Source organism: Paraburkholderia sp. BL6669N2 (assembly GCF_003387275.1).
Lineage (GTDB): Bacteria > Pseudomonadota > Gammaproteobacteria > Burkholderiales > Burkholderiaceae > Paraburkholderia.
On the sequence record NZ_QUNA01000001.1, the window covers coordinates 731,758 to 744,013 of the forward strand.

The window sequence follows — 12,256 nt, forward strand, 5'->3', positions numbered from 1 at the left end:
GCACAGGTCTTAACCGGCGTCGCTCAAAGGCGCCGATTCGGACGCATCGAGCGCCCGTCCGCTCAACCAGATTTCCTGCTGCAGCCAGTCGCGAAACAGCGCGACGTGCGGCAGTTCTTCCTGTTCCGTGCGCGTGACGAACCAGTACGACTGATGCCCATCCACGTGCACGTTCAACACCTGCACGAGCTGGCCTTCGGCCAGTTCGCGCGCGATCATGTGACGATCGGCGATGGTCACGCCGAGCCCGTCGATTGCCGCGCGAATCGCGTGATCGAGCAGATCGAATTCATAACCGCCGCGCGTATCCACGTTTTCAATGCCCGCCGCCTTCAGCCAATGCTGCCAGGTGAGGTAGCGCTGATCGGCGCTCGCCAGCACATGCAACAGCGTGAACTGATTCAGATCGATTGCCGCGCTGCCTGCCTCGCGCGCGAGCAAGGCGGGCGAGCAAACGGCGATATGCCGCTCGCTCATCAACAGACGGTTTTCGACCCCTTCCCATTCGCCATTGCCGAAACGGATCGCGCAATCGAGCACGCCGGATTCCGCGAGGTCGTCGTCGACGCGCGTCGACAGACTCAGTTCGAGTTGCGGATGCGCGTCACGCAGGCGGCCGAGGCGCGGCATGAGCCAGCGGCTGGTGAAGGTGGGCGGCGCATTGATGCGCAGGCGATTGCGATGGGTCTTTTCCTGCAGGCCGCGTACCGTGAGTTCGATACGATCGAACGACTGCTGCAGCGCTTGCAGAAGAACGCGGCCTGCAGCCGACAGTTCCAGATGGTGATGGTGACGCTGCAGCAGAGTCTCGCCCAATTGCGCCTCGAGTTGCCGGACCTGGCGGCTGACCGCGCTCTGCGTGACGTTGAGCAGTTCCGCGGCGCGGGTGAAGCTGCCCGTGCGGCCGGCGACTTCGAAGGCTTTTAGCGCGTTCAGCGCGGGCATTTTGCGTTTCAAGATGTTCGACCGGGAGGTAAGGCGCGGCGGCGCGATCTCCCGGTATTTTACTGGTTTGCCTGCGCGGCGCGGCGCCCATGATGCGCCGTGCAGGCGTCGCAGCGTCAATAAGCAATACAGACCGACTTGCTTTCCGTATAGGAATCGATGATCGACTTGCCGTGTTCGCGGCCGATGCCCGACGCCTTGAATCCGCCGAACGGCATGGCCGGATCGACCATGTTGTGCGTGTTGACCCACACCGTTCCGGCCTCGATGCCGTCCACGAGCCGCAGGGCTTTGTCGAGCTGATTGGTCCAGACGCTCGCGCCGAGACCGTATTCGGAGGCGTTCGCCTGAGCCAGCACTTCGTCTAGGTTGTCATAGGGCATGGCGACCAGCACCGGGCCGAACACCTCTTCCTTGACGACGGAAAGCAGCTTGCAGGCGCGATTGGCGATCACGGTCGGACGCACGAAGTAGCCCTCGCGCTCCACGCGTGCATCACGCGACAGGATCTCGCCGCCTTCGTCCTTGCCCTGCGCGATCATGCCGGCCACTTTGTCGCGATGCCGCGCGGAGACCATCGGGCCCATTTGCGTCGCCGCGTCGAAACCGGAGCCGAGCGTGATGCCGTCGGCGACGGCGGCAATGCCTTGCACGACTTCATCGTAAATGGAGCGCGCGACATACAGGCGCGAGCCCGCCGTGCAAACCTGGCCGTGATTGAAGAAGATCGCGCCGGCCGCGCCTTCGATCGCCTTGCGCGGATCGCAGTCGTCGAGCACGATCACCGGGCTCTTGCCGCCCAGTTCGAGCGATGCGCGCTTCAGATCGTCCGCGCATTGACGGCCGATGATGCGCCCGACCTCGGTCGATCCGGTGAATGTGACCTTGTTCACCAGCGGATGCCGCACGAGCGCCGCGCCGGCAGTTTCGCCGCGGCCGGTCACCACGTTGAACACGCCCGCAGGGAAGCCCGCTTCGTGCGCGAGTTCCGCGAGACGGATGGCTGTCAGCGGAGTTTCTTCAGCGGGTTTCAGCACGACGGTGCAGCCGCAGGCCAGCGCCGGGGCAATTTTCCATACCGCCATCAGCAGCGGAAAATTCCACGGGACGATCGCGGCCACCACGCCCGCCGGCACGCGTCTGGTGGAGGCGTTGTAGCGTGTGCCCGGCGGGAACGGAATCGACAGATCGAACGTGCTGCCTTCGATCTTGGTCGCCCAGCCGGCCATATAACGCAGCCATTGGACGCTGCCCGCCACTTCCAGCATCTTCGAGAAACCGATCAGCTTGCCCTGATTCAGCGTTTCCAGCGCCGCGAGTTCGTCGCTATGCCGCTCGACGATGTCGGCGAGTTTCAGCAGCAGACCCTCGCGGACGGCCGGCGGCATTCTACGCCACGCGTCGGATTCGAAAGCCGCCTTCGAGGTTCTGACGGCGTGATCGATATCGGCTTCCGACGCGTCGGGAATCTGCGCGATTTCTTCCGCGGTGGCCGGGTTGAATACCGGAAAGGTTTGGCCCGCGGCGCTGCCGGTTTGTTCGCCGTTGATGAACATGGTGTGCGGCAAGGTGGCCGCCAGCTTGTGTTCGGTCATGGTGGTTCGTCTCCGTTGGGGGTGAGTGGCCGTGGCGCTAGCCGGAAGGGTTTGTCTGGCGGCGGAATGGGTTGAGGCGCGGGCGGACGTGCCACTTGGCGCGCCAACGCGTTGCTAACGACGCGGCGCAGATTACGTTTGCCGTCGCGCTCAATGCGTACAACACGACGAATCCTTCGCCGAAAAAGTAGGGTGTGGTCGACAACGCAGCGCCCAGCAGCATGCCGATGTGATGCGCGACGCCGGGGCAACTCGCGCTAAATAGGCTGGTCGCGCCGGTCGCGCTGGTCGTGATGCCGCGCAAGTTGGCGAGCGCCGGAATCGTCACACAGTCGAGAATTAGAAAGGCTGCGGCCGCAAGTTGCGCAAGCGCGGGATTGTCGTTCACCGCTAGCGTGCCGATTAGCATCGCGCGAGCGATGTACAACGCCACCAACAGGCGATTGCCGCGCAAGCGGTCGGCGATCAACGCCAGCACGCAGACGGCCGCAAGCGAAAGCGAGATTCGCCAGAATGGTTGTGCGCCGCTGACACCGCAGACGGCAAAAAGCTGGAAGCGGGCGAGGCTGCCACTCGATAGCCCCGCGAGCAAGGCGAGAAGAGCCGTCGCGCTTGAAGGAGTCGCCCCCCTGAGCGAATCGGAATTTTGTTGAGTGCCGCGCTCCACGTCATGACGCGTTTCGGTGTTGGCGCGCAGCCGATTGAGCAACATGACGACGCCCGTCGCGATCATCAGCACGGCAATCGCTATGCCGTGCGCCGAATCATTCAAATATGCGGGCACGCTATTCATTGCGCTGATCGTCACGATAAGCGTCGCGGCGCTCGCCAGCAGCGTGGTTCGGCCCGATGAGCGCGACATCAGCAGTGGGACGCTCATCATGGCTGTCGGCATCAGCGCGCTCATCCATAGCTCGGTGGCATGCCGGCCGAGGCCGGCCTGCATCAACAGCGCAGCGCCGCCGCCCGCGAGGCACACGCAGGCCGTACTTGCGCACAACGTGCTCGCGCGAGCGGCGTGACGTGCGCGAAGCATGCCCGGATCAGTGCTTGCAGCAGCCATGATCCGTGGACTTGCCGTCTTCGACGCTGTTCAGATCACGCTCGGCCGGCAAGTCCATCGTCGGATTGGCCGAGAAGAAGTTGTTCGGCTTGAGCATGAAGCCGGCGTATTCCACCGGCATCACCGGGAAGTCCTCGGGCTTGCACACATGCGTGTGGCCGAAGCTGTGCCACAGCACGACATCTTCATTCTCAATGTTGCGGTTCGCCTCGATATAACGCGGCAGGCCGTCGCCGCCCGAATGCTGATTCGGATAATCGCCGCTTGCATAGCGCTCAGCCGGATCGAACGGCGTGACCCACACGTGGCGCGTGGCAAAACCGCCGCGCTGACGCACCTTCGAACGTTCGTCGGCCAGCATCAGCGGCGAGTCGTTCACGACCAGTTTGTAGCCCGGATTCGCGCCAACGGCATTCTTCACATTCGGGTTGCTGACCTTCCAGTAGCGACCGGTGCTGCCGTTCGCGTTGCGGGCGGCCTCGCTTTCGGTCTTCAACACGCGCCTGGTTGTATCGAATACATTGCCGTACGGATTGTTCTCGCCCATTGGACGCGGCACGAATTCGTGTTCGGTCACGGTGTTGCGCTCGCCGTCCACCATCATGTGCATGCGGGCGTTGAAGAAGTGCTGATGCGTGGGACCACCGAGGTTCTCCGTGATCATGCCGCCCCACGGGTAGGTGTCGCCATCGGCCACGGCGGACGTTTGCACAATGCCGGTCAATTTGCATTCGAGCTGAATCGTGCCGTCCTGGTACAGATACCAGTAGAAGCCGTAGTCGTAGTTGCCGACCGTGGCGAAGAAGGAAATCACGAGGCGTCGCGAGCGGCGCATTTCGAATACGCCGGTGCGGAATTCATAGTGCTTCCACAGCGTGCCGTAGTCCTCTTCGTGCATGCAGACGGCGTTCTTCATCACGAACGCGTTGCCGAAATCGTCCGCGGACGGAATGTCGAAATAGCGGATCGTGCCGAGGCAATCGCAACCGAGTTCGAGCTGGTTCGCCAGTTTGCCCAGACCGTATTCGCCCGCGTCGAACGCGCTTTTCCAGTAGTGGTTGGTGGTCGGGTCGGAGTAGGGCACGCACATTTCCGTGACGCTCGCACGGTAGATGATCGGCCGCGTGTTCTTGCCGTCGTCCCACGACAGTTGGTGCAGCACCAGCCCTTCGCGCGGCGTGAAACCGACGCGGAAGTTCCAGTTCTGCCAGTTCACGTGCCAGCCGTCGATCGTGAAGCTCGGGCCGTCGGGCTGGTTGATCGAGAGCGGTTTGAGCGTGCTGCGCGGTTCGCCGAGACTCGGCGTGTCGTAGTTGTGTTTGGCGCGCGGAATCGGAATGATGCGGCCGTCGTCCACCAGTTCGATCACTTTCTTTTCCAGCAGATCGACCACGGCCATCACGCCTTCAATTGGATGCGCGTAGCCGTTATCGGTCAGTGTCTCGCGGTAATAGCTCACGCAACGCACAAGACGCCGGCCGTTTTCGTTCTCGCGATCGAAGCATCCTGCCGAGAACGGATCAACCTGCACGCGTTCCAGATCCTTTTCGCTGAGGCCGCGCTTCATCACGGCCACGCGCCATGCTTCGTCGCTTTTGACGATCTGTTCCGCGTTCATGAAGTCGTCGATCATGATGGGCGGCTGGCCATATGGCGCCTCGCCGAACGGCATTACACGGCGCGCGGCGATTTTCTTTTCTCTCAGGTCCACCTCGAATTCGATTGTCGCGCCATTCGACCGATCGATCGCGAGCACGAAGGCCGTGCGCGAAAAATATTCACCGGTCTTGAATGCCACCACTTCGGCTTTCGGCGGCTCGCGCAGTTCGACCATCGGAAAACGTGCGTGCGAGTCGAGTTTCTCGGCGGCTTTCACGAGATCGCACGCGAGCTGCATTTCTGCGCCGCTCAGCGGATCGAGCGGATGAACGGGGACGTGAGCGGCTTTCGTGGCATTCGTGTTCATAAGATTCCCGTAAGGAGTTGCTGGACCGGACAGCGTGCTCGCGAGGCGAACAAGGCGCGGCGAACGCTGAGTCGATGGCAAATCGTAGGAACCCAATAATATTTTCGCGCTTGCGCATTGCGCCAAATGAACGATAAAGTGCGCCAGGAGACTGACGCGAGCAATCGTCAGCGAAGACTGGAGAGGAGACGCTCAGCATGAAGAAAGTCACGCTCAACGGCAGTTTCCCGATGGTCCGCGCCGCGGTCATGGGACCGGTTGTGCGCGCACTCGATGCCTCGGGCGCGCAATGCGACACGCTGCTGGAGGAGTTCGGCATGAGCCGCAAGCTTCTGTCGAATCCGTACGAAATCCTGCCGCTCACGCGCTATGTCGCGGCGTTCGAACGTGCCGCGGAGGTCCTTGGCGAGTCCGCGCTCGGTCTGCGTTTAGGCAGTGAATTGCAATTGACGGAACTCGGGCCAGCAGGTCTGGTGTTTCTCTCATCGCCCACTTTGAATGCCGCCATGCGCAAGTTCGTGCTCGCGCTCGCGTCGTGGCAAAACACCACAACCTGCGAATTGCTGCGCGACGACGAATGGCCGATCTGGACCTACCAGATCGCCAGTCCGCAAATCTGGCCGCGCCGCCAGGACGCGGAATACAGCCTCTCGACCATGTGCCATATGGTGCGCCTCGTGCGCGGCGCGGCGTGGAATCCGGTTGAAGTGCATTTCGAACATGCCGCGCCCGCCGATCTCAAACCGTATGCGCGCATTTTCCATGTGCCGGTGCGCTTTCAGCAGCCTTTCAATGGTTTGATTCTGCGGCCGCAGGATCTCGACGCTTCGCTCAAAAGTGCCGACACGCAAATGGCGCGCATGATGGAGCGCCACGCTACCGATCTGATCGCACGGGATGCGATGCCGCACAGCATTGCCGAGCAGGTTCGCGATCTGGTGACGCGGCGGCTCGCGCACGAAAAGCTGATCGTCGCCGATATTGCGAAGGATCTCGGTCTCTCGCATCGCTCGTTGCAGCGGCACCTCGCGCAAGAGGGCACTTCCGTGCGACAGATCGTGCGAGAGGAACGGCAACGCAGCGTCGAAGGCCTGCTCGAACGGGAAGAACTCACCAATGCCGCGATCGCACGCGCCGTCGGTTATGCGGATGCCACGGTCTTGTGGCGCGCCACGCGTAGCTGGAAGAAAAATAACGCGTGACGTGGCCGCATTTTCTTTCAACCTGAAAGTAATGCGCGAGAATAGTTCAGGTTCCTAAATATCCGCCGAAATATCCACTGAGAGCGGCCGTATTCGGGCTTCCCCGCATTGGCGCAAATTATCGAAAATTTGGCGCGGTTGGCGAAGTCGTTTTATTTTTTAGCTACCTACCATGCGCTCACACCGAAGCATCGGAGATCGGTCAAGCGAGCGTCTGGATCAGCAGTGCAGGGTTCAGGCGAGTCCCAGACTAGCCAACACAACAGAGGCAGCGATGAGTGAACCCTATTCTCCGACCCGAGCGGTCGACGCGGAGAACCCCGTGGAATTGAAAGGCAATACGCTGGGCTTATGGCAGATCGTGTTCCTGGTGATTTCGGCGGCCGCGCCGCTGACCGGCATGCTCGGCGCGGTGCCGCCCGCGATCAGTCTGGGCAACGGCGCGGGCATTCCGGGCGCGTTCGTGATTGCCGGCGCGGTGCTGCTGATTTTCAGCGTGGGCTTTGCGTCGATGAGCCGGCACGTGGTGCGCGCCGGCGCGTTTTACGCGTACATCACCGCCGGACTCGGGCGGCCGTTGGGTATGGCCGGCGCGCTCGTCGCGCTGATGTCGTACACGTTCATCCAGATCGCGCTGTACGGACTGTTTGGTTTCTTCTGCACGGTGATCCTCTCGCCGCTCTTGCCTGCCGCGTTGCCCTGGTACGGGTATTCGCTGATCTGCGTGGCCGTGGTGCAGTTCACCGGCATTCGCGGTATCGATCTGAATAGCCGCCTGCTCGGCGTGCTGATGTGCCTCGAACTGGGCATTCTGCTGGTGCTCGCCATCGCGATCGTCGTGCATGGCGGCGGACCGAACGGGCTCACGCTCGCACCGTTCACGCCGCAGCATGTGTTCAGCGGCCACCTCGGCATTGCGGTGATGTTCGCCTTCGCGTCGTTCATCGGCTTCGAAGCGACCGCGATATACGGCAAGGAATGTCGCGATCCGAAGGTGACCGTGCCGCGAGCCACGTATGTGTCTGTGATGCTGATTCTCGTGTTCTTCGCGTTCGTCACGTGGACGATTGTTTGCGCGTACGGCCTCGCCGACGTGGTCACGGTGGCGACCAAACAGCCTGGCGATTTCTGGTTCATCCAGTCCGGCAAATATCTGGGCAATGCAGTGACGACGGTGATGAGCTTCCTGCTGCTCAGCAGTATTTTCGCGAGCCTGTTGTCGTTTCATAACACGCTGGTGCGTTATATCCACGCGCTGAGTCTCGAAGGCATCCTGCCGCAAGTCCTCAACCGTGTGCATGAAAAATATCGTTCGCCGTATGTGGCGAGCTATCTGCAGACACTCTCCGTGTGCGTGCTGCTCGGACTCTTTATCGCGGCAGGCAGCGATGTGTTCAATATCGTGTTCAGCTGGAGTTCGGCGCTCGGCACGATCGGCATTGTGATGTTGCAGGCGGTGACGAGTTTTTCGGTGATCGCGTTCTTCCGCAAGACGCGCAAGGACACGCGCATATGGCACTCGTTCGTTGCGCCGCTGGTGGGCGGCTTCGGCCTGTTGTATATCGGTGTGATTCTGGTGCGCAATCTCGACGCGCTCAGCGGCTCAGATAGTCCGATCGTCAAATCGTTTCCGTGGATCGTGTTCACGGTGGCGCTGGTCGGCGTGCTGATCGGTCTCATTCTGCGCAAGAAGCGCCCGGATATCTACGCACGCTTCGGCCAGTAAAAGCGAACCGCGCGCACCGCGCGAAGCGCGCCAACCCGGCGCGACAACCACCTACCTCACTTCTCGACAAGACAATCATGGCAGACACTTTCGTCAAGCGCTCGGCGCTTGCGCTGGCCGCGTTCGGCTTTTCGATGGGCGCGTACGCGCAATCTTCGGTGACGCTTTACGGCACGGTCGACGCCGGCCTCATCTACACGAGCAACCAGCAGACGACGCTCGCCAACGGCAGCACCAACGGACACGCGAACTATCAACTCGGCGGCGGCAATCTGGTGCCGTCGCGTTGGGGCTTGATGGGCACGGAAGATATCGGCGCAGGCACGACGGTCAACTTTGCGTTGGAGAACAGTTTTCTGATCGGCAGCGGCGCGATGCTGCAATCGAATACGCTGTTCAATCGCAATGCGTGGGTCGGTGTGAACAACGCGACGTATGGCGCGCTGACCTTCGGCCGTCAATACGATCCGTTCTCGGATTATATGGGTGCGTATGCATCGAGTAATAACTGGGCGACGCTGTACGGCTCGCATTTCGGCGACGTCGATAACCTGAACGAGGCGTTCAACTTCAACAATTCGATCAAGTACATCAGTCCGAGCTTCGGCGGATTCACGCTGGGGGGATTGTTCAGCCTCGGCGGCGTAGCGGGGAATTTTTCGCAGAACAAGGGCTGGGCGCTGGCGGCGAATTACGTGCAGGGGCCGCTGTCGCTGAGCGCGGGGTATCTGGAGTTGAATCAGCCGTTGCAGGCGGCGCTGGGTGGCACGAGTGGCTATATCGGCGACTTCAGTTGTGCGAACGCGGACGCGTCGTATTGTCTGTTGCAGGATGCGAGCAAGGTGCGGATTTTCGGGGCAGGGGGTTCGTATTCGTTCGGCAAGGCGAACGTGGCGGTGACTTATACGCATACGCGGCTGTCGCAGAGCCAGTACTTTGCGAGCGCGGCGCGGCCGGCCGGCGCCGATGTTTCGTTCGATATCGCCGAATTGAACACTACCTATGCGCTTGCGCCGGATTTGCAGCTTGGGCTCGCCTATATCTTCAACGACGTCAAACCTAGCGGCAGCGGCTCGACCCGCGTGCATCAGATCAACCTCGGCGCGGTGTATAGCTTGTCGAAACGGACTGCTGTTTATGCCGTGGCCATTGGGCAGAAATCTTCCGGTGCCGGATTAGGGGTTGATCCGGTGACCGGGGCGAGCGAGAACCTGGCGCAGATTCCGAACGTGGTGAATTCGGATACGGATCGGCAGGTTTCGGTGGTGTTGGGCTTGCGGCATAACTTTTGACATCACGCTTTGAACGTCGCCTGCTCGAGAATCATGTCGTAGAGCGCTTGCGCGGCAGGTGACAACTGCGCGGTCTTGCGCGCCACGAGCACGAGTGTGCGCGACACGGCCGGCTGCGTGAGTTCGACAACGCGCACCGTCGGATACGCGCCCTTCTGCAACGCAAGCGCCGGCACCACGGCCGCGCCCACACCCTGCGCGACCAGCCCGACAGCCGTCGAACTGCGCTGCACTTCGTAGAACGAGCGCAGCGCCAGGTGGCTCGGCGCCAGCGCGACGTCCAGTAACGCACGGTTGCCGCTCACCTCGCCGGCAAAGATCAGCGGATACGATTGCAACTGCTGCCAGGCGATGCGGCGCCGCTTTGCCAATGGATGATCCTCGTGGCAAATCAAAACGTAGCGGTCCTTCGTGAGCGGCACGCTCGCCAGATCGGGATGATGCTCGCCGGCGATGTTGATGCCGAATTCGACTTCGCGGCGCAGCACGGCCGCTTCTACCGCGGACGACGCATGATCGAGAATCCTGATGCGGTTATGCGGATAACGCGCCGAATACGCCTGCAGAATACGCGGCAGATACTGCACGCCGACCGTCGGCACACAAGCTATCGACACATCGCCGCGGCGCGCCACGCCCGTCTCGCGGATTTCGACTAGCGCATCGGCGAGTTCGCCGAGCAAGCGGCGCGCTTGCGGCAGAAAACCGCGCCCGATTTCGGTGAGCGCCATGGAGCGCGTGGTCCGCTCGATCAGCGTGACGCCGAGATAGGTTTCGAGCTTGCGCAGACGCTGCGTGATGGCCGTTTGCGTGACGTGCAGCGAATCGGCGGCACTCTGGAAGCTGCCGCGATCCGCGATGGCGACGAACGCCTGAACGCCGAGCGTGTCGATTTTCATCAGTAAAATTGAGGAATCGGAGTGATAAATTCATTTTACTCCGCACCTCACGCCGCCGAGAATGGGCGGATTGGATCGGTTGGAATGCCGTGCGGTTCAGATCGTCGATCACCGATCCGGCCACCCTGAACACAAGGAGTCCCAGATGACGTCGAAGAAGGATTGGCACGCGAAGCAGTACGTGATGTTCGAAAACGAGCGCACGCGTCCGGTCAGGGATCTGCTGGCGGCTGTGCCGACGGCGAATGTGAAGACCGCGGTGGACATCGGCTGCGGGCCCGGCAACTCGACCGAGACACTCGCGGCGCGCGTGCCGGGAGCGGCGGTCAGCGGCATGGACAGTTCGCCCGACATGATCGCGGCGGCCCGCCAGCGACTGCCGCAATTCCGCTTCGACGTGAGCGACATTGCCACGTGGGACGCGCCCGGACCCTACGACCTGATCCTCGCCAATGCGGTGTTGCAGTGGGTGCCCGACCATGAGCGGCTGTTTCCGTCGCTAGTCGGCAAGCTCGCGCCGGGCGGCAGCCTCGCCGTGCAGATGCCGGACAATCTCGACGAACCGGCGCACCGCCTGCTGCGCGAGATTGCCGCCGATGGTCCGTGGGCGCACAAGCTCAAAGGTGTCGAGCGCACCATGCGCTACGGCGCAGAATGGTATTACGCCTTGCTCGAACCGCTGTGCGCGCGCGTCGACGTGTGGCGCACCGTCTATCACCACCCGCTCGCGGGTGGCGCGGACGCCGTGGTCGAATGGTTCAAGGGCAGCGCGCTGCGGCCGTTTCTCGCCGAACTCGACGACGCGGAGCAAGGCGCTTTCCTCGGGCGTTACCGCGAGGCGATTGCCGCGGCTTATCCGGCGCTCGCCGACGGCACGGTGCTGCTGCCGTTTCCGCGCCTGTTCATCGTCGCTACGCGCTAGCGGCGCGGGCTCGCGAGCGAGGCGTGGTGCGGCCCGCGGGCCGGCTGCCGTGCCGATGTGGCGCCGCCGCGCCAGGGTACTCAGGAATTGCCGCGCTTGAATTCTGCGTGATATTGTTCTATCGAAGCGGAGGCCGGCGACACGCCGTCCTCATCGGAACGCAATCCACCGCAGCGAGCGTCGCCATGAGTGATGTACGCCATCATCTGAGTCCACGGGACCGTCTGGAGCTGTTGTGCTGGCTCACATGCGGCAGTCTTGGCGCTTATTACCTGAATGAGGACTGGCCCGACGCGGCGTTCCACGTGCAAGCCGCGCACAAGTGGCTCGACCGCCGGGCGCGGGAGGCCGACTGGCTGACGATCGCCAAGCTGACCGCTACCGCGGTGGAGATCGCGCGGCGCCACGCGCGGTTTGTCGAGGCGGACTGGGCGAGAGACGCGGTCGAGGAGATTCTCGATACGGATGAACTCGATCCTCAGGCCCGGCTCGTTCGGCAAGTCATTGCCGATTGCCAGAATGCTTTGTCGGATAAAAGGTTGGCGGATTAAGGTTCTAGTGTTCGCTCGCGCACACACGCCACCGGCTGATTACCTCGTGATAAAACGCCCGCAATCGCATCGCCGCCAGCCCCGCGAGTTTGCTT

Annotated in this window: 10 protein-coding genes; 5 read left to right on the forward strand and 5 right to left on the reverse strand. The window is 62.1% G+C overall.

All coding sequences use genetic code 11. From position 1 onward, the window contains the following. Positions 1-9 precede the first annotated feature (9 nt). The 4 genes from B0G80_RS03265 to B0G80_RS03280 form a co-directional block, all read right to left on the reverse strand. Positions 10-945 carry a LysR substrate-binding domain-containing protein gene (locus B0G80_RS03265; protein WP_106281433.1) on the reverse strand — a complete coding sequence of 312 codons (936 nt, stop codon included), beginning with the start codon at positions 943-945 and terminating at the stop codon, positions 10-12. A gap of 116 nt (positions 946-1,061) precedes the next feature. Beyond that, a complete protein-coding gene (styD, locus tag B0G80_RS03270; protein ID WP_116116963.1) occupies positions 1,062-2,540 on the reverse strand; it encodes a phenylacetaldehyde dehydrogenase StyD in 1,479 nt (492 codons plus the stop codon). Positions 2,541-2,577: 37 nt separating this feature from the next. Further along, complete coding sequence (locus tag B0G80_RS03275) at positions 2,578-3,576, reverse strand: hypothetical protein (RefSeq protein ID WP_116116964.1); 999 nt, start codon at positions 3,574-3,576, stop codon at positions 2,578-2,580. Between the two features lie 7 nt (positions 3,577-3,583). After that, the gene (locus B0G80_RS03280; RefSeq protein WP_116116965.1) at positions 3,584-5,569 is read right to left on the reverse strand and encodes a primary-amine oxidase; all 1,986 of its coding nucleotides are present in this window, start codon (positions 5,567-5,569) and stop codon (positions 3,584-3,586) included. Between the two features lie 197 nt (positions 5,570-5,766). Between B0G80_RS03280 and B0G80_RS03285 the strand changes: the two genes are divergently transcribed. From B0G80_RS03285 to B0G80_RS03295, 3 genes are all read left to right on the forward strand, one after another. Then, positions 5,767-6,771, forward strand: coding sequence for an AraC family transcriptional regulator (locus tag B0G80_RS03285; RefSeq protein WP_116116966.1), 1,005 nt, complete (start codon positions 5,767-5,769; stop codon positions 6,769-6,771). 274 nt (positions 6,772-7,045) lie between these two features. Then, positions 7,046-8,497, forward strand: a complete 1,452-nt coding sequence (locus B0G80_RS03290) for an APC family permease (RefSeq protein ID WP_181919897.1) — start codon at positions 7,046-7,048, stop codon at positions 8,495-8,497. A gap of 77 nt (positions 8,498-8,574) precedes the next feature. After that, a complete protein-coding gene (locus B0G80_RS03295) occupies positions 8,575-9,789 on the forward strand; it encodes a porin (protein ID WP_116116968.1) in 1,215 nt (404 codons plus the stop codon). Between the two features lie 2 nt (positions 9,790-9,791). Here the strand turns inward: B0G80_RS03295 and B0G80_RS03300 are convergent, their stop codons facing one another. Beyond that, the gene (locus B0G80_RS03300; RefSeq protein ID WP_116116969.1) at positions 9,792-10,688 is read right to left on the reverse strand and encodes a LysR family transcriptional regulator; all 897 of its coding nucleotides are present in this window, start codon (positions 10,686-10,688) and stop codon (positions 9,792-9,794) included. Between the two features lie 145 nt (positions 10,689-10,833). Between B0G80_RS03300 and tam the strand changes: the two genes are divergently transcribed. Beyond that, complete coding sequence (gene tam / locus B0G80_RS03305; RefSeq protein ID WP_116116970.1) at positions 10,834-11,610, forward strand: trans-aconitate 2-methyltransferase; 777 nt, start codon at positions 10,834-10,836, stop codon at positions 11,608-11,610. Between the two features lie 185 nt (positions 11,611-11,795). Then, positions 11,796-12,161 carry a hypothetical protein gene (locus B0G80_RS03310; protein WP_116116971.1) on the forward strand — a complete coding sequence of 122 codons (366 nt, stop codon included), beginning with the start codon at positions 11,796-11,798 and terminating at the stop codon, positions 12,159-12,161. The last annotated feature ends 95 nt before the right edge of the window (positions 12,162-12,256 follow it).

Excerpts from the sequence above, each read along its gene's own strand:
- B0G80_RS03300 (WP_116116969.1), bottom strand. The coding sequence starts at position 10,688 with ATGAAAATCGACACGCTCGGCGTTCAGGCGTTCGTCGCCATCGCGGAT.
- styD (WP_116116963.1), bottom strand. The coding sequence starts at position 2,540 with ATGACCGAACACAAGCTGGCGGCCACCTTGCCGCACACCATGTTCATC.
- B0G80_RS03295 (WP_116116968.1), top strand. The coding sequence starts at position 8,575 with ATGGCAGACACTTTCGTCAAGCGCTCGGCGCTTGCGCTGGCCGCGTTC.
- B0G80_RS03275 (WP_116116964.1), bottom strand. The coding sequence starts at position 3,576 with ATGCTTCGCGCACGTCACGCCGCTCGCGCGAGCACGTTGTGCGCAAGT.
- B0G80_RS03285 (WP_116116966.1), top strand. The coding sequence starts at position 5,767 with ATGAAGAAAGTCACGCTCAACGGCAGTTTCCCGATGGTCCGCGCCGCG.
- B0G80_RS03280 (WP_116116965.1), bottom strand. The coding sequence starts at position 5,569 with ATGAACACGAATGCCACGAAAGCCGCTCACGTCCCCGTTCATCCGCTC.
- tam (WP_116116970.1), top strand. The coding sequence starts at position 10,834 with ATGACGTCGAAGAAGGATTGGCACGCGAAGCAGTACGTGATGTTCGAA.
- B0G80_RS03265 (WP_106281433.1), bottom strand. The coding sequence starts at position 945 with ATGCCCGCGCTGAACGCGCTAAAAGCCTTCGAAGTCGCCGGCCGCACG.
- B0G80_RS03290 (WP_181919897.1), top strand. The coding sequence starts at position 7,046 with ATGAGTGAACCCTATTCTCCGACCCGAGCGGTCGACGCGGAGAACCCC.
- B0G80_RS03310 (WP_116116971.1), top strand. The coding sequence starts at position 11,796 with ATGAGTGATGTACGCCATCATCTGAGTCCACGGGACCGTCTGGAGCTG.